Source organism: Arthrobacter sp. PM3, assembly GCF_003352915.1.
Taxonomy (GTDB): domain Bacteria; phylum Actinomycetota; class Actinomycetes; order Actinomycetales; family Micrococcaceae; genus Arthrobacter.
The window spans coordinates 223,446-240,892 of sequence record NZ_CP022314.1; the positions used below are offsets into that span (position 1 = coordinate 223,446).

At 68.5% G+C, this 17,447-nt stretch carries 14 protein-coding genes; 10 read left to right on the forward strand and 4 right to left on the reverse strand.

Annotated features, from left to right (window positions below):
- The first annotated feature begins 60 nt into the window (after window positions 1–60).
- The 3 genes from CFN17_RS01115 to CFN17_RS01125 are packed head-to-tail and all read left to right on the forward strand — an operon-like array spanning window position 61 to window position 3,546.
- Window positions 61–459 carry an STAS/SEC14 domain-containing protein gene (locus CFN17_RS01115; protein WP_395925858.1) on the forward strand — a complete coding sequence of 133 codons (399 nt, stop codon included), beginning with the start codon at window positions 61–63 and terminating at the stop codon, window positions 457–459.
- Window positions 446–1,978, forward strand: coding sequence for a bifunctional diguanylate cyclase/phosphodiesterase (locus tag CFN17_RS01120; RefSeq protein WP_208749587.1), 1,533 nt, complete (start codon window positions 446–448; stop codon window positions 1,976–1,978). Before CFN17_RS01115 ends, CFN17_RS01120 begins: the two co-directional genes overlap by 14 nt.
- Window positions 1,975–3,546, forward strand: a complete 1,572-nt coding sequence (locus CFN17_RS01125; RefSeq protein ID WP_208749588.1) for an NINE protein — start codon at window positions 1,975–1,977, stop codon at window positions 3,544–3,546. Before CFN17_RS01120 ends, CFN17_RS01125 begins: the two co-directional genes overlap by 4 nt.
- Window positions 3,547–3,565: 19 nt before the next feature.
- Here the strand turns inward: CFN17_RS01125 and CFN17_RS01130 are convergent, their stop codons facing one another.
- Window positions 3,566–4,438, reverse strand: a complete 873-nt coding sequence (locus CFN17_RS01130; protein ID WP_208749589.1) for a universal stress protein — start codon at window positions 4,436–4,438, stop codon at window positions 3,566–3,568.
- 190 nt (window positions 4,439–4,628) lie between these two features.
- Here CFN17_RS01130 and CFN17_RS01135 point away from each other — a divergent pair, with 190 nt between their 5' ends.
- The gene (locus tag CFN17_RS01135) at window positions 4,629–5,486 is read left to right on the forward strand and encodes a hypothetical protein (RefSeq protein ID WP_208749590.1); all 858 of its coding nucleotides are present in this window, start codon (window positions 4,629–4,631) and stop codon (window positions 5,484–5,486) included.
- Between the two features lie 123 nt (window positions 5,487–5,609).
- Here the strand turns inward: CFN17_RS01135 and gabT are convergent, their stop codons facing one another.
- Window positions 5,610–6,965: a 4-aminobutyrate--2-oxoglutarate transaminase gene (gene gabT / locus CFN17_RS01140; protein ID WP_208749591.1), complete on the reverse strand. Its 1,356-nt coding sequence runs from the start codon at window positions 6,963–6,965 to the stop codon at window positions 5,610–5,612.
- Between the two features lie 107 nt (window positions 6,966–7,072).
- On the reverse strand, window positions 7,073–8,503 hold the full coding sequence (locus CFN17_RS01145; RefSeq protein WP_208749592.1) for a gamma-aminobutyraldehyde dehydrogenase: 1,431 nt from the start codon (window positions 8,501–8,503) through the stop codon (window positions 7,073–7,075).
- A 146-nt stretch (window positions 8,504–8,649) separates the two neighbouring features.
- On the opposite strand from CFN17_RS01145, the gene CFN17_RS01150 reads away from it, so the two are divergent.
- From CFN17_RS01150 to CFN17_RS01170, 5 genes are all read left to right on the forward strand, one after another.
- Window positions 8,650–10,092, forward strand: coding sequence for a PucR family transcriptional regulator (locus CFN17_RS01150; RefSeq protein WP_208749593.1), 1,443 nt, complete (start codon window positions 8,650–8,652; stop codon window positions 10,090–10,092).
- 169 nt (window positions 10,093–10,261) lie between these two features.
- The gene (locus CFN17_RS01155; RefSeq protein ID WP_261792298.1) at window positions 10,262–11,494 is read left to right on the forward strand and encodes an MFS transporter; all 1,233 of its coding nucleotides are present in this window, start codon (window positions 10,262–10,264) and stop codon (window positions 11,492–11,494) included.
- Window positions 11,491–12,171 (forward strand): FadR/GntR family transcriptional regulator, encoded by a 681-nt coding sequence (locus CFN17_RS01160; protein WP_208749594.1) that lies wholly within the window; start codon window positions 11,491–11,493, stop codon window positions 12,169–12,171. The genes CFN17_RS01155 and CFN17_RS01160 overlap by 4 nt, the downstream gene beginning before the upstream one ends.
- Window positions 12,172–12,409: 238 nt before the next feature.
- On the forward strand, window positions 12,410–13,243 hold the full coding sequence (gene ppk2, locus CFN17_RS01165) for a polyphosphate kinase 2 (protein ID WP_222612647.1): 834 nt from the start codon (window positions 12,410–12,412) through the stop codon (window positions 13,241–13,243).
- Window positions 13,244–13,271: 28 nt separating this feature from the next.
- Window positions 13,272–16,040 (forward strand): HAD-IC family P-type ATPase, encoded by a 2,769-nt coding sequence (locus tag CFN17_RS01170; RefSeq protein ID WP_261792299.1) that lies wholly within the window; start codon window positions 13,272–13,274, stop codon window positions 16,038–16,040.
- A gap of 18 nt (window positions 16,041–16,058) precedes the next feature.
- Here the strand turns inward: CFN17_RS01170 and CFN17_RS01175 are convergent, their stop codons facing one another.
- Window positions 16,059–16,595 carry a hypothetical protein gene (locus CFN17_RS01175; protein WP_208749595.1) on the reverse strand — a complete coding sequence of 179 codons (537 nt, stop codon included), beginning with the start codon at window positions 16,593–16,595 and terminating at the stop codon, window positions 16,059–16,061.
- Between the two features lie 226 nt (window positions 16,596–16,821).
- Here CFN17_RS01175 and CFN17_RS01180 point away from each other — a divergent pair, with 226 nt between their 5' ends.
- Complete coding sequence (locus tag CFN17_RS01180) at window positions 16,822–17,403, forward strand: hypothetical protein (RefSeq protein ID WP_208749596.1); 582 nt, start codon at window positions 16,822–16,824, stop codon at window positions 17,401–17,403.
- The last annotated feature ends 44 nt before the right edge of the window (window positions 17,404–17,447 follow it).

Below are 17,447 nucleotides of genomic sequence, written 5' to 3' on the forward strand. Positions count from 1 at the left end.
GGCTTCCGTGCGTTAGTGTCATCTTGAATGGACACGTTGCGGCGGAATTGAGGATTGCTGGTGCCAGAAAAGGACCTTGGGGCCCCGGATTCGCAGGATATCTCGTCCCTGGGCTTCGACAGCAGCGGCATCCTGCGCCTGGAATGGGCCAGGGGTGTCGTGATCGATGCCCCCAACGCCCAAATGGCCATGGACCGGGTCAATGCCTTGTGCGGCGGCCGGCCCACGCCGCTGCTGATCGACATGGCCACCACAGAGTCCGTCAGCCGGGCCGCCCGGGCGGTGTTCGCCAAGCGCTGCGACGCCTCCGCCATCGCGCTGCTCGGTGCCTCCGCCGTTGACCGTGTCCTCGCCAACTTCTTCCTCGGCGTCAATTCGGCGCCGGTTCCAACACGCTTTTTCACCGACAGCGACGAGGCGGTCAGATGGCTGACCGCCCAGGGCCATGACGGGGCCTGACGACAGCCGCCGCCTCGAGCAACTCGTGGACGGCATCGTCATCCTGTCCTCGGGCGATCTCTCCAACCGTCTGCAGGTCTCTCCGGCGCGCGACGGCATCGACGCCGTCACCACCGGCATCAACCTGCTCGCCGAGGAACTCCAAAGCATGTACGAAGACCTGGAAGTCCGGGTCGCCGAGCGGACCGCGCTTCTGGAGGACGCCAAGGCGGAACTCCGCCGCGTCATCAACACCGACGAACTGACCGGCCTGGCCAGCCGCTCACTCCTGCAGGAAAAAGCCGCCGAAGCCGTCGCCCGGGCCGGCGGGGACCGCCAGCCGGCCCTCATCCTGCTGGACCTCGATTCCTTCCAGCTCATCAATGACAGCCTCGGCCATGCCGCGGGGGACGCCGTCCTGCGGGAGGCGGCCCTCCGGCTGGGCGCCGCGGCCGGGCCCGGCCACCTGCTCGCCCGTCTCAGCGCCGATGAGTTCGCCGTTCTGGTACTGGACCAGGACACCGACACCGTGCTGCAGATTGCGTCCCGGCTCGGCGAGTCCCTGAAAGAGAAGATCGTAGCCGGCGGCGTCACGGTGGCCCTCACGGCCGGAACCGGCGTCCGGATCGGCGAACCGGGCCTCCGCAGCGAGGAGCTGATCCGCGATGCCAACATCGCCATGCACGAGGCGAAGAAACGCGGCCGGGACGCGCTCCTGGTGTTTTCCGCGGCCATGCACGAGGCCGCCAAGCAACGCGTCCACCTGGTCGCCGAGCTGCGGACGGCGCTGGCTACGGACGAGCTCGAGCTCGAATACCAGCCCATCATGGATCTGCGCACCGGCACGATTGCCGGCGCGGAGGCCCTGATCCGCTGGCGCCACCCGGACCTGGGCCTGCTGGCGCCGGGCAGCTTCCTCGACGCCGCCGACGAAGCCGGACTCACGGTGGAAATCGGCCACTGGGTGCTCCGGAACGCCATCGCGCAGACCGGCCGCTGGCAAGCCGATCCTGGGCTCCCGGCAGGCTTCAGCACCCACATCAACCTCTCCCCGGCGGACCTGCACCACATCGAGCTGGCGCCCTTTGTCGAAAGCCTGCTGGCCCGCTACGGTGTCGACCCTTGCCACGTCTCGATTGAAATCACCGAGACCGCGGTCATGCGCAGCGGCCCGGAAGTGGCCGCCACCATGCAGTCGCTCAATGACCTCGGCGTCCGGATCGAGATCGACGACTTCGGGACCGGCTATTCGTCCATCAGCTACCTGCGCTCCCTGCCCGCCGCGCGCGCGAAAATCGACAAGTCGCTGCTGCAGGGCCTGACCACGGACCGCCAGCAGGAGAAGTTCGTCGCAGCCATCCTGCAGCTGATCCACTCTGCCGGGCTGGGCGCCGTCGCCGAGGGCATCGAGGACCGGGAGCAGGCGGACAGGCTGCGGCAGCTGGACTGCGAATTCGGCCAGGGGTACTTCTTCAGCCGGCCGCTGTCCGTCGCGGACATGACGGAACTGCTGGCTCACAGCAACGGCGCCGCCGCATGAGCGCCGCCGGCCTGCGCGGGGCCGCCGACACAGTCCGGCTGGTGGCCCGGGTCGTGACGCTGTCGTTTCACCGCCCGCGGCACCCGGACCGGCGCTGGAATGACTTCTGGCGCGGCGTGTCGCGAGGGTCCCTGACCGAACCGATCATCTGGGACGCCCCCGGCACGGACGGCGCCGAGATCCGGCATCACCTGCAGAGCATGGCGGACCTCATGGACACCAGCCTTCCCGTGGTGGACCTTGGCTGCGGCCACGGCACCATGTCACGGCAGCTCACCGAAATCTTCCCCACCGTGCTGGGCGTCGACATCTCACCGGAGGCCGTGGCCGCCGCAGAATCAGCCCACCCGCGGGTCCCCGGCCTTGCCTTCAAGAGCCTGGACGCCACCGACCCCGCGGCCGCGGCCAGGCTCGCCCGCGGCCTGGGCGACGCCAACGTGTTTGTCCGCGGCGTCTTCCACGTCCTGAGCCGGCGCCGGCAGGCACGCCTGGCGGAGTCGGTCGCCGCGCTCCTCGGCACCACGGGGCGGGTGTACCTAGTGGAAACGAACGTCGGCGGCGGCGCGCTGAACTATCTCCGGGGCCTCGGGGCCACCGGCAGCCACATCCCGGGACCGCTCCGCCAGGCCATCTCCGCCCTCCCGAAGCCGGGCCACTTCGGTGCCCGGCAACGCTCGCTGGCGTTCCCGGCGCGGCACTGGACGCTCATCGCGGAAGGTCCTGCCGTCCTGGAAACGGTGCCCATGGCGGCCGGCGGGTCGCCCGGGAGCATCCCCGCGTACTGGGCGGTCCTGGGCGTCCGGCCCCGAACGAATCGTCGGGCCGGGACGCTGGCTCGGAACACCGTGGACATCCCCACGGGGTTGTCCGAGAATCGGATTGTGCCCCCGACTGAGCCGTACGGGCTTTCCTTCGAAGGTGACCTCCTGCCGATGCGCTCCCTGCGCACTGCCTGGCTGCTATCCCTGTGTCTGGGCTTTACCGGCGCGGACCGGTTCTACCTGCGCAGGCCCGGCACCGGCGCCCTGAAACTGCTGACACTCGGCGGCGCCGGCATCTGGTGGCTCATTGACCTGTTCCGAATCACCAAAGAGTACGCTGCCGACGGCGCGTCCATGCCGTTGGCCGGGACCAACACCCTGCGCCGCGGCCTGCGCCTGGCCTCGACCGTCCTGACCGTCGTCCTCGTAGGTACGGTGATCTGCGTCAGCGCGGCTCCCGTCACCGGCACTGTCACCGCCACCGTCACCGCCGTCAACGCAGTGCTGAACCCGGGCCCACCACCGCCGGTGAAGGAATGGGTCACCGTCGCGGAGGCTTCCGCGACGAATCCCTCCGGGCCGGTCCTGACCCTCACTGGCAAGCTCCACATCGAGTACACCTTTACCGGGCCGGCCGTCGCCTACCTCCAACCCGCGAAAGGACCGGCGCTCACCGTGCTGTCCCTGGTCAAAGCCAGCGCCGGGGCGATCGGCGTCGCGCTCGACCCGGGGACCTACACACTGATCGTCAGCACTACCGGCACGCTCTGGCATCTCACGGCCGAGGAGTACCGCCTCCCCGGATAGCGGGGGGCGGCGGCGCCGCCTAGACCTCGGGCATCGTGTCCACCCGCTGGTAGTCACGCGGGACCACCACCATCGGCACCGGGAGGGCCCGCAGCACCTTATTGGCCGTGCTGCCGATGAACAGCTTGTACTTCTCCGCCAGGCGCGAGGAGCCCACGATCAGGACCTCGCCGTCGTCCCACTCCAGGTCATCAATCGCTTCCTCGATGGTGCGGCCGTGGGCCACCTCCACACTGACCTGGTGGCCTTCCGGCAAGCGGTGCGCGGCGGCGGCGAGGACCGTATTGGCGTGGATATGGGCGGCATTGACGTTTTCGCCGCCGTCGCCCTCGGCGTCCAGCTCCACGAGGGACACCAGGCGCAGTGGAACACCGCGGCGCTCGGCAGATTCAATCGCGACGTCAATGGCCGCCTCCGCGCCGGGGCGCTGGCCCACAGCGAGGGTCAGGCGCGAGACCGCCTCGGTCCGGCGGTAGCCGCGCGGCGCCAGTGCCACCGGGACAGGTGCGGCGTGCAGGAGGGCGTTGGCCACGCTGCCCACGGTGTGCCGTTTGAAGAGGCCGCTGCTCGCGGCGCCGACCACGATCAGGCCGGCCCGGTACTCGATTGCCGCATCGATGAGGCCCGCCGCGAAGGAGTCCGCCTGGCGGACATGGAACTGTGCCTCCAGGCCTTCCGGCACCAGCGCCATCCCCTGGCTCTCGGCCGAGTGGATCTGCTGCTCCGCGGCGCTGGCCCGGCTTCCCTCCGGATTTGTGGCCCCGTAAGGCGTGTGCCGGTCCACCACAAAAACTAGGTCGAGATGCGCTCCCTGGGCCCGGGCCATGGCTGACGCCAGGGCAACGGCATCCGCGCCGCGCTCGGTGGGTGTGTAGCCGACTACGTATCGCATGAATGAACCCCTTATGGGTCTGTGGCAGATGCCAGCTGCGCCCCGGGGGTTCCGGGCGTCGTCGGCCGGTCTGCGTGCCTGCAGTGGTAGGAACGACTCTAGTCCAGCGGCCCCGGAAAAGGTGGTGACTAATGGCCCTGAGCTGCAGAATCTTCCGCGCCTACGCTGGGATGGTCGAGGGGAGGCGGCCATGAACACCAGCAGCAGCCGCAGGGCCAACGTGGGGTCGGGGCAGGCCGCAGTGAGCCGGGCCGGGGCACGGGCCGGAGCACGGGCCGCCGGACTCGGAGCCCTGACGCTCGCGCTGCTCCTGGCCGGCTGCACGCCGCCGGCCCCGCAGCCCTCCGCCGGCAGCCAGCCGGCGTCCCCCTCCGCCACGGCGACGGCCGCCACGACGTCGGCGACACAGACAGCGACACCGTCGGCGAGCCCGGCGCCGTCGTTGAGCGGCGATGCTGACGAAACCGCCCCGCCGCAGCCCGGCGACAAGGTGATTTCCTCCACGATCACGCACGACTGGGCCGTTCCAGGGCCCAATGCGCCGTTCCGCACGGACCACCAGAACCCCGTGCCGGTCGCGCCGCCGCCGGCGCCTCCCTTGCCCGCTCTCCATGCCATCGGGGCGGGCCAGCATCCCTCCGACGCCCCGCCCTATGACCAGCTGAGCTTCCGGTTCACCGGCGGGTTTCCCAGTTACGACGTCGAGACTGTTGACGAACTCGTCGCCGACGGCAGCGGACAGCCCATCGACATGCCCGGCACCGGTTCGATCCTCGAAGTGACGTTCCACGGCGCCCAGGCGCACACCGCCGACGGCACGGCCAGCACCGTGACGAGTGCCCCGGCGCCGGCGATCGGGTACAAGGCGCTCACGAGCTACGCGCCGGCCGGGGACTTCGAGGGGGTGCTCAGTTACGGGATCGGCGTGGGCCGTCCGATGGAGACGGTCCCGGAGACCAGGGTCCGGGTCTTTGAGGTGGAGAAAATCGAACAGGGCCAGCACCTGTACGTGGTGGCGGTCCAGCTGGACGCGACCAACTGGAAGTAGGCCGGCCCAGAAGTGCCGGACAAAGCAGACGAGCCGCGGATGGTCTCCGCGGCTCGTCCGTTGTTCCGGTTGGACCGGTCCCCGGGAAGGGATTGCCTTCCCGGCAGCTTGTTGGGTGGGTGCCTAGGCGTGGGCCTTGATGGCCGCGGCCAGGACCTCCAGGCCGTCCAGCAGCAGTTCGTCGCTGATGACCAGCGGCGGCAGCAGCCGGATGACGTTGCCGTAGGTGCCGCAGGTGAGGATGATGACACCCTCCTTGAGGCAGGCGGCGGCGACGGCCTTGGTCAGCTCCGGGTTCGGCTCCTTGGAACCGGCCTGGACGAGCTCGATCGCCAGCATGGCGCCGCGGCCGCGGACATCGCCGATCACCGGCTGCTCAGCCGCGAGGGCGCGCAGCTTGCCGAGGGCAAGCTCTTCGATGTGCTTGGCGCGGGCGTTGAGGCCGTACTGCTCCATCGAACCGATCGACGCGAGCGCCGCGGCGCACGCCACCGGGTTGCCGCCGTAGGTCCCGCCGAGACCGCCCGGGTGGACGGCGTCGAGGAGGTCCGCACGGCCGGTGATGGCGGAGAGCGGCATGCCGCCGGCGATGCCCTTGGCCATGGTCAGGATGTCCGGGACGACTCCTTCGTGGTTCACGGCGAACCATTCGCCGGTGCGGCAGAAGCCGGACTGGACCTCATCGGCGATGAAGACGATGCCCTTGTCCTTGGCCCATGCGGCCAGGGCCGGCAGAAAGCCCTCGGCCGGGACGATGAAGCCGCCCTCGCCCTGGATGGGTTCGATGATGATCGCGGCCACCTGGTCGCCGCCGATCTGCTTCTCGATCATGGTGATGGCGCGCTTGGCGGCCTCGGCACCGGTGATCTCCGGGTTCTCCTCGCGGTACGGGTAGCTCATCGGCATGCGGTAGACCTCGGGCGCGAACGGCCCGAAGTTGGTCTTGTACGGCATGGCCTTGGCGGTCAGCGCCATGGTCAGGTTGGTGCGGCCGTGGTAGGCGTGGTCGAACGCGACGACGGCGTCCCGGCCGGTGGCCAGGCGGGCCACCTTGATGGCGTTTTCGACGGCCTCGGCGCCGGAGTTGAACAGGACGGTGCGCTTCTCGTGGTCGCCCGGGGTGAGCCGGTTCAGCTGCTCGGCGACGGCGACATAGCCTTCGTAGGGCGTGACCATGAAGCAGGTGTGGGTGAAGTGCTCCACGGCCTCCTTCACGGCGCCGACGACGGCGGGGTCCGAGGCGCCGACGCTCGTCACGGCGATGCCGGAGCCGAGGTCGATGAAGGAGTTGCCGTCGACGTCATGGATGATCCCGCCGTCGGCGTCGGCCACGTACACCGGGACGCTGGACGCGACGCCGGCGGCCACAACCGACTTGCGGCGCTCGGTCAGGGCGACGGACTTGGGGCCCGGGAAGTCTGCCTGGACGCGGCGCTTCTGCTCGAGCCGGTAGGTGATTTCGTGTGCGGTGGTGGTCATGGGAAGGCCTTTCTAAGCGTGCGGTTGATGCGCGCGGGTTATTGCGTCAGTTCAGTCTTGCGCCGGCGGCTGCGGCAGTTGTGCGGGACGTTTGAGCGCCCGGCGCGTCAGGCGTCCAGCGCGCTCATCACGTGCTTGATGCGGGTGTAGTCCTCCACGCCGTACATGGACAGGTCCTTGCCGTAGCCGGACTGCTTGAAACCTCCGTGCGGCATTTCGGCGGTGAGGAGGATGTGGGTGTTGATCCAGACGGCGCCGAAGTCGAGGTCGCGGCTCAGGCGCATCGCGGTGCCGTGGTTGGTGGTCCAGACGCTCGAGGCGAGGGCGTAGTCGACGTCGTTCGCCAGTTCCACAGCCTCTTCCTCGGTGCTGAACTTCTGCACCGTAATGACCGGGCCGAACGCTTCCTTCTGCACGATGTCATCGCTTTGCCGGGCGCCGGTGACGATCGTGGGCTCGAAGAAGAAGCCCTTGTCCCCGGCCTGGTGCCCGCCGGTCTCGATCCTGCAGTTCTCCGGCAGGGACTCCACCAGGGACTTGACGGCGTTGAAGTGGTTGACGTTGTTCAGCGGGCCGAAGTAGTTGTCTTCGTCGTTCTGCGAACCGGTGCGCAGCGTCTTGGTGTGCTCGACGAGGGCGGCGACGAGGTCATCGTACGCGGCATCCTCCACGAGGACGCGGGCGATCGCTGTGCAGTCCTGGCCGGCGTTGAAGAACGCGAACTCGGCGATGGCCGCGGCGCTCTTCTTGATGTCGGCGTCGGCGAACACCACCGCGGGGGCCTTGCCCCCGAGCTCCAGGTGGGCGCGCTTGAGCCCCTTGGCGGCACCCGAGGCGACCGCGATGCCGGCGCGAACGGACCCGGTGATGGACACCAGGCCAGGGACCTTGTGATCGACCATCATGGCGCCGGTCTCGCCGGTGCCCAGGACCACGTTCAGCACGCCGGCCGGGAAGATCTCGCCGGCGAGCCGGGCCAGGACCAGGGTGGACTCCGGCGTGGTGTCCGACGGCTTGAGGACCACGGTGTTGCCGGCGGCCAGAGCGGGGCCGATCTTCCAGATGGCCATGAGGAACGGGTAGTTCCACGGGGCGACCTGGGCCACGACGCCGATCGGCTCGCGCCGGACATAGGAGGTGTGGCCTTCGAAGTATTCGCCGGCGGACTTGCCTTCCATGATCCGGGCGGCGCCGGCAAAGAAGCGCAGCTGGTCAGCGCCGGCGGCTACTTCCTCGGACGCGATCAGCGACCGGACCTGGCCGGTGTTGCGGTGCTGGGCTTCCACGAGCTCGTCGCTGTTGGCCTCAACGGCGTCGGCAAGCTTGAGCAGCATGAGCTGGCGCTGCCCCGGCGTGGTGTGCTTCCAGGTCTTGAAGGCGTTCTTGGCCGCCGTCATGGCGGCGTCGACGTCAGCCTGCACCGAGACCGGCGCCTGGGCCACCACGTCGCCGTTGGTGGGGTTCACAATGGGCAGCAACCCTGTGCCGGCGGGGGTGACGAACTCGCCGTTAATGAAGTTCTGCAAGGTTTGGACCACGATGTGCAACCTCTTTCTTACTGCCAATGACGGATGTGGGGCTGGTCACGAGCCTATGCCAGCGCGGCACGCCAGGGAATAGGCACCTGCACACCATCTCCGCGAAGCTTTAGTGCGCTTGCCCAGCACCCGGCTATCCTGAATCCATGGCCATTTCACTCGCCGCGCTGCTGGGGGTTCCGTCCCTCAAACTCACCAAGGCCGGTCTCGCCGAGACCACGTCGCACCAAGACATTCTCTGGGTGGCGGTCACGGAGCAGGAGGATCCGCAGCGCTTCCTCAACGGCGGTGAACTGATCCTGACCACGGGCATGCGGCTCAAGAGTGCCGCGGAGCAGCGCCGCTTCGTGCGCCAGGTCCAGCGGGCCGGGGCCGTGGGGATCGGTTTCGGCGTCGGCCTGACGCACGACGTCGTGCCACCGGCCCTCATCGCGGAGGCCAACCGCTGGGGGCTGCCGGTGGTGGAGGTGCCCTACGAGACCCCGTTCATCGCGATCGGCAAGCTCGTGGCCGATGCCCAATCGGCGGACCACTTCGTCAAGCTCGAGCGGCTCATCGCCGGGCACCAGATCCTGGCCCGGGCCCTGCTCACCGGCGGCGGCCTGGCCGAGCTCCTCAAGCACCTGGGCTCGATGCTGCGCACCGAGATCATCCTGACCCAGTTCACCGCGCAGCTGTACAACAGCATGCCCGGCCATCCGGCCCCGACCGCCGAGGGCTGGGCCTCCTACCCCATCCCGACGGGCCGCCGCGACGCCTGCACGCTGTGGGTGAAGCAGCCCTTCGAGGACTCGGGCATTGTCGGCTACGCCCAGAACCTGATCAGCGTCGAGCTGAACAACATGGTCAAGCAGCGCCAGGCCCAGCGCGCCCTGGCCGGCCAGGTCCTCGAGGACGTCATTCACGGAACGCTGGAGACGTCCGAGGCCACCCGGCGGCTTGCCGGCGTCGGCATCAACAGCACCCGCAAAAACGTGGTTCTGCTCGCCGAGTCGGCCGCCCACCACAAGCAGCTCGGGAGCTCCTCCCTGCCCCAGCCGCTCGAGAACGCGGTCAGCGCCGTCGTCGGGAAAGACCTCGTGGTGGTGACGCCCGACGACGGCAGCGGCGCCAGCACCCTCGCCCGCGGCCTCAGCGACCACCTGGCCGAGGCCGGAATCCATGCCACGATCGGCATCGGCGGGGCCTACACCAAGCCCAACGGCCTGCGCTGGAGCTACTTCGAGGCCCGCGACGCGGCCACCCACGGCCTGCCGGTCAACGAACCCGAGCGGCTGAGCCTGACCTCGCTGCTGCTGGCCAGCGAGGACGTTCCGTTGGCGGACATGGCCAACGAGTCGCTGAACCCCCTGCGGGCCTTCGACGCGGCGCACGGCGCCGAGCTCATGACCACGCTGGAGAGCTACCTGAACAACAACGGCTCGGTGGCCGCCGTCGCCGAGGAACTCACCCTGCACCGCAACACGGTCCGCTACCGGCTGGCCCAGATCACCGACCTGACCGGCTATGACCCGGCCCAGACGGCGGACCGGGTGCAGCTCTGGCTGGCGCTGGCTGTCCAGCGGCTCGGCGCCCGCCACCCGCGCTGACAGCCCCCTTCCCACTGCAGCGCCACCGCAACGCGGGGTCAGATATCGCCCATCCCGGGGCCTTTCATGGGCGATATCTGACCCCGCGTTGCTTTTGGGAGGTTCTCCGGACGGGAGATGTTCACCACTAAAGGCTGACTCTCAAACATCAAACGTCTAACCTTTAACCATGGCTAGCAGCACCGCGGTTTCCGCCCTCCCCCAGACAGCTCCGCCCGGTACCGGACGCCCGCGCGGCGTGGTCGTCGCCGGCGTCGTGGCACTCGTGCTGATCGGCCTCAACCTCCGCGCCGGCATCACCGGGTCCGCGGCGCTCTTCCATGACCTGCAGTCCGTACTCGGATACGGCCCGCTGATCGCGTCGCTGCTCCCCTCGATCCCGACCCTGTGCTTCGCGGTCGCCGGCGCGGCCACCGCCTGGCTCACGCGCCGGCTCGGCCTGGAAAAGGCCATCCTGCTCTCCCTCGTTATGCTCGCCGCAGGGCTGCTTCTGCGGGGCATCCCGTCCACCGGCATGCTGCTCGCCGGAACGGTGGCCGGAATGTCCGGGCTGGCCGTCTGCAACGTGGCCATGCCGGCCTTCATCCGGGTTCACTTCGCGGACCGCACATCCCTCATGACCGCCCTCTACACCGTGACCATGACCACCGGGGCCACGGTCACCGCCGTGCTGATCGTGCCGGTGGCACAGGCCCTGGGCTCACCGTCCGCCGGAGTGGGCGCCATCGGCTTCCTGGCCCTGTCCGCGTGCCTGGGCTTCCTGCCGATTGCGGTGCACGCCCACCGCAACGCCACCGCCGGCAAGGCCGCCCGCGTGTCCCCGTGGCCGCTGCTGCGCACCCGCACCGGGGCGCTGATCACGCTCGGCTTCACGGTGCAGGCGCTCCTGGCCTACGCCGTCCTGAGCTGGTTCCCCTACATGCTGGCCACCATGGGGCTCACCGCCTCGGACAGCGGGCTGATGTTCGGGCTCATGCAGCTCATCTCCGTCCCCGCCGGGATGGTGCTGGTGGCCATCGGTTCGCGGCCCCGGATGCTGCGGCCCTCCTTCTACCTGGCCACGGTGACGATGGCGCTTGGCGTCCTGGCGATGCTTGTCCTGCCGGCGGCCCTTGCGCCGCTGACCGCGGTCCTGCTGGGCTTCGGACTCGGCATCTTCCCGCTGGTCATGGTGATGATCAGCCGCAGCGGCCGCACCACCGCCGAGACCACCGCGCTGTCCACCGTGGCCCAGTCGGCCGGCTACCTGCTGGCAACCCTCGGGCCGTTCGGCATGGGCCTGCTGCACAGCGCCACCGGCTCCTGGACCCCGCCGCTGGTTCTCCTGCTGGCAGTGGCCCTGGGCCAGATCGCCGTCGGCCACCTGCTGACGGCCACCCCGGCAGGAAGGACCCGGCGATGACCCTCACTGCCTCACACCGCCCGCCGCTGGCGGAGGAAATCACGGCCAAACTGCGCGCGCTGATCCATTCGGGGGAATGGCCGCTGCAGCAGCGCATCCCGGCGGAACCGGAGCTCATGGCGGCGTTCGGCGTCTCCCGCGGGACACTGCGCGAGGCCATCAAAGCACTGGCCCACTGCGGGATGCTGGAAGTCCGTCGCGGGGACGGCACGTATGTGCGTGCCACCAGCGAGATCGCCGGGGCCACCCAGCGGATGCAGCAGGACCATTCCCAGGAGCACATCCTCGAAGTCCGGGTGGGGCTGGACACCCAGGCCGCCCGGCTCGCCGCCCGCCACGCCACGGACGACGACGTCGAGGCCCTGCGGGCGCTGCTCACCGAACGCCGCGACGCGTGGCTGGCCGGAGACTACGCCGGCTGGGCCCGCGCCGATTGGGACTTCCATGTGCGGGTGGCCCAGGCCTCCGCCAACCCGCTGCTGCACGAGCTGTACAGCAGCTTCGGCGCGGTCTTCCACAACGACCTGCTCCGGCAGCAGCGGCGGGGAGGATTCAACGGACTGCCGCTCGAAGGCCATGACGAACTCGTAGAGGCCATCGCCGTGCGGGACGAGGCCGCCGCCGTCGAAAGCGTCACCCGGAACCTCAACACCTGCGCCGAGTGGCTCCGGGCGTAGCTTCCTAGGGTTTTTCCAAGGCCGCGGTACCAAGCTCAGTCTCAGCCGTGCCCCTGCGCCCAGCAGCAGGGGCTCGGCGCTTCATTAGGGTCTTAGTGCCGTAGACCGGACACTGCCCCGGGTCAACACTGAGACTTGCAGGACGCTGCACGCGCATGCACGCGGTTTGGGCGCAGGCCGGATCCCGTAACGCGGCTTCCTGATTCGCCCCGGCAAGCACCCGGCGAGGAGGTCGACGGTGGGCAAGAAAAAGAAGAAGAACGCCGACAAACAGGCAGGCCCTGACGGGCAGTCCCGGAAAAAGATGCCCCGCAAGGAATACGAAGCCGAGATGGCTAACCTGCAAGGCGAACTGGTCGCGATGCAGGAATGGGTGAAGGCCACCGGAGCCAAGGTCTGCATCGTGTTCGAGGGACGCGACACGGCCGGCAAGGGCGGAACGATCAAACGGATCGTCGAACGGGTCAGCCCCCGGGTGTTCCGGGTAGTGGCGCTGCCGACTCCCACCGACCGGGAGAAGTCGCAGATGTACCTGCAGCGTTATATGGGGCATTTCCCGGCGGCCGGCGAAGTGGTCATCTTCGACCGCAGCTGGTACAACCGGGCGGGCGTGGAGCGCGTGATGGGCTTCTGCACCCCGGAGCAGACACAGCGGTTCCTGGACATGACACCGCTGGTGGAGAAGGCGATGGTCGACTCCGGGATCATCCTGCTCAAGTACTGGCTCGAAGTCAGCCCCGACGAGCAGACCCGGCGGCTGGAGAGCCGCAAGGACGATCCGCGCAAGACGTGGAAGCTGTCGCCGATGGACCTGAAGTCCTACAGCCGGTGGTATGACTACTCCCGGGCCAGGGACGCCATGTTTGAGGCCACCGACACCGCGTGGGCGCCGTGGTATGTCGCCAACAACGACGTCAAGAAGCGCGGCCGGCTCAACATCATCAGCCACCTGCTCAGCCAGGTGCCCTACGAGCCCTTCCCGGGGCTCGACGTCGAACTGCCCAAGCGCCAGAAGCCCGGCAACTACCGCGAGCCGACCCTGGCAGTGCGGCGCATCCCCACTCCGTTCTGAGCAGTGCCCCGGCGATGAGGAGGAAGTCATGAACGACAATCCCGGAGCAGCGGCGGGGCTGGCCCCGGCCGAAGCGGACGCGGCCTGGTACGCCCTGGCACCCGCGGAGGTGGCAACCGAGCTGGGGGTGGACCCGGCAAGCGGGCTGAGCGCAGCCGAGGCGCAGCAGCGGCTGCAGGAGTACGGCCCAAACGCACTGGCTGCCGCGAAGCAGGAGCCGGTCTGGAAACGGTTCTTCAAGCACTACCGGGACTATATGCAGATCGTGCTCGTGGTCGCCGCCCTGGTCAGCCTGGTGATTGCGGAATACGGGACAGCAATCGGGCTCGCCCTGCTGACGCTGTTCAACGCGTGGCTGGGCTATCACCAGGAGGGCAAGGCCGAAGCGGCCGCCGCTTCCCTCAGCCAGATGATGAAGTCGATGGCCAAGGTCCGGCGCGACGGCGACGTGGTGGAACTCCCTGCCGAGGAAATCGTGCCCGGGGACATTGTGGTGGTCGACGCCGGCGACCGCGTCCCGGCCGACGGCCGGATCATCCAGGCCGCGACCCTGCAGATCGAGGAGGGCGCCCTGACCGGCGAGAGCGTCGCGGTTGAGAAGGATACCGGCGCCATCAGCGGGCACGACGTCGGCATCGGCGACCGCCTGAACATGGCGTTCATGAACACCAACGTGACCCGCGGTCACGGCGAAATCCTCGTCACCACCACCGGCATGGGCTCGGAGGTCGGCCACATCGCCCACATGCTGTCCGGGCAGAAAGTGGAGAAGACCCCGCTCACCAAGCAGGTGGACCGGCTCACCATCTTCATCATCATCGCCGCCCTCTTCGCCTTCGTCGCGATCGTCGTGATGGGCCTCGCAGCGGGCGACTCCTTCGCGGTGCTCTTCGGGATCGGCGTGGCACTGGCCGTCGGCTCCATCCCTGACGCGCTGCCCGCCGTCGTCACCACCATCCTGTCCGTGGGATCGGTCAACATGGCGAAGAAGAACGCCATCATGAAGGTCCTGCCGGCAGTCGAGACGCTGGGATCCACCTCGGCGATCAATTCGGACAAGACCGGCACCCTGACCCTGAACCAGATGACGGTGCGCGAGTTCAGCACGGTGCAGCACCACTACACCGTGAGCGGTGAGGGTTACAGCTTCGACGGCCAGGTCCAGCGGACCACCGGGGATGCCGAACGCGACCTCGACTACGTGATGTTCCCCTGTGCCCTGTGCAATGACTCTGACATCAACGACGGCGAGGTGGTCGGCGACCCGACCGAGGCGGCCCTGTACGTGCTGGCGCAGAAGGGCGGCGTGGACGTCAAGGAATTCCGCAGGAACAACCCACGTGTGGCGTCGGTGCCCTTCGACTCCGACTACAAGTTCATGGCCACGTTCCACCTGATGCCCGGGGCCGACGGCCGGTCCGTGGTCCGGGCGTACGTGAAGGGCGCCCCCGATGTCGTCCTGGGCCGGTCATCCTTCGGGCGGATGCCCGGCGGGATCGCCGAGCCCCTCACCGAGGAAATGCGCGGCAAAGTCCTCGCCGAGAACGACCGCATCGCGGGCCAGGGCCGGCGGGTGCTCGCCCTGGCCCAGCGGGAGTTCGATCCGGCCACCTTCGACCCCGACGGCGACCTCATGGCGCTCATGCAGGATCTGGAGATCTCGGCGCTGATCGGCGAGGTCGACCCCCCGCGCGCCGAGGCGGTGGCGGCCATCGCGACGGCCAAGCACGCCGGCATCCGGGTCCGGATGATCACTGGCGACCATGCCGTCACCGCTGCGGCGATCGCCGGCGAACTTGGCATCCGGGGCCGTGCCGTCACGGGTGCCGAGTTCGCCGCAATGAGCGACGACGAGGCCGACAGCCAGGTGGACGGAATCGGCGTGATTGCCCGGGTGGCGCCCGAACACAAAGTCAGGCTGGTCGAAGTCCTCAAGCGCAAGGGCAACGTCGTCGCCATGACCGGCGACGGCGTGAACGATGCGCCAGCCATCGCCGCGGCCGACATCGGAATCGCGATGGGCATTACGGGCACCGACGTCGCCAAAGGTGCGGCCAAGATGATCCTGGCCGACGACAACTTTGCCACCATCGTGGCGGCCGTCGAAGAAGGCCGGCTGGTATACGACAACCTGCAGAAGTTCATCCGGATCCAGGTCGCCAACCTGTTCATGTTCATCCTGGCGTTCATCGGATCGTCCGCCTTCGCGATTGCCGGCACGGCACTGCTCAGCCCCGCCCAGGTGCTGTGGATCCACATGGCGATCGTCGCCCCGATCGGCGCGGTCATGGGGCTGGACCTCGCCACACCGGGCATCATGGACCGCAAGCCGAGGCCCTTCAACCAGCCGATCATTGTCCGTTCGATGATGGTGCGCCTGTTCGTCGTCGGGCTGTTCATGGCGGCCGCGACGCTGGTCCTCGTGCAGGTTGGCAAAACCTCCTACGGCTCCCTCGAGATCGGCCAGAGCATGGCCATCGTGGGGCTGGGGCTGATGAACATCGCCGTCGCCCTCAACCTGCGCTACCCCGCCGAGAGCGCCTTCGGCCCCTCCACGATCTCCAACCCGAAGCTGCTCTGGGCGTTCGCGTGGGCCTTTGTCGGTTCGATGCTGATCACCCAGATCCGGGTGCTGCAGGACCTGTTCGGCACCGTCCCGCTGACCGGCGCACAGTGGCTGGCCTGCCTGGTGCCGGCCGTGCTGCTGCTGCTCCTCGGCGAACTGTTCAAACTCATCCTGCGGTTCCGGCATGCCGGAGCGCACGCCAGGGGCGCGGCTCCGGCAGTGCCGGCGTAGCCGGGACCCGGGCCCGCGTTAGCGGACGAGGCCCTTCAGGACGTTCCTGGGGCGCTGCATTTCGCCGTGCTTGGCGCCGAGAACGATCACCCAGCCGGCAAAGACAGGGATGGCCCACTGCAGGATCTTCAACTGCTGCTGCGCGGACCGCAGTTCGGCTGAAGCTTCAGGCTTCGGTTCGGTGGCGCCCTTGGCGCCCTCTGCGGCCAGCTTGTCCACCTTGGCGCCCTGCAGCCCGGCGTACAGGGTGACCGCCGCACCGGCAAGGGTGACAACCGACTTGTACACGCTCAGGCGGGCCACGCCGTCCTGCGCGGCAAGCCGCCCCTTGTTTTCACGCATGATGGCGAGTCCGGAAATCAAATGCGCACCGAATGCGGCAGCCTGGTACGGCGCCCACTTCTTCCACCCCAGGCTCGACAACCGGGTGCGCTCCGCCGGGTCCTTGGCTTCCGCCGTGGCGCCGTTGAGTCCGATGGCACCCATCAGCGAACCCCCGAACCAGGCGGCGGCGGTGAGGTCATGAATGGAGCGGGCCACAAGATTTCCTGCCATGTTGAGCTTCCTATCGTCTGTCTTCGAATCCGGAATCGCCGGGCGCCGCAACGCCCGGGCTAAGGTAAGCATACTTATCACCAGCGGGATAGTCCCTCCTGGCGGCCTCGTCCCCGCCGCGTCGGGCCGCGGCTTCCTTGTTGGCACCAGGCCCCGGGACTATCGTGGATATACCTTCGGGCCGGGCTGGGACGGTCATCGGTGGCAGGTCTCGCAGAGGTATGTCATGAGCTATATCCCCGTCAGCAGACGCACCATCAGAAGGCACCGCGAATCCGAGCGCTCCACGCGGCGCCTCGTGTTCGTCCTGTGCGCCGTGGCCGCGGTGGCGTGGCTGCTGTCCGTCGTATTGTCCACCGAAGTCCACGTGGACAGCTTCGCCTTCAACGTCGCCGTCGTGATGCATGTGCTGGCCCTGGTGGTGGCTTTCGGAGCCATCATCCTGGTCGACTGGCACGGCTTCCTGTGGCTCATCGGCAGGCGCGAACTGGGCGAGATCATCCGCCTCGACGGCGCGGCCACACCGCTGATCTGGGGCGGGCTCGGCGGCCTGCTGGCCACGGGCGTGTTCCTGAGCCCGCACCTGTACAACCCGATGACGGACGTCAAGCTCGCGGCCGTCCTCGTGCTGAGCCTGAACGGGATCCTGCTCATCCCGCTCATGCGGCGGCTGGCCCGGCTGCCGGCCGACGCGGCATTCACGGACCTGACCAGGGGCCAGCGCGTGCACATGGTGTCCTGCCTCGTGATCTCGCAGCTGTGCTGGTGGACCGCCATCATCATCGGGTTCATCAACGGCCAGTTCTGAGCAGCAGCTCGCCGGGAATTGTCCGCCAGGCCGCACCCGGCCGG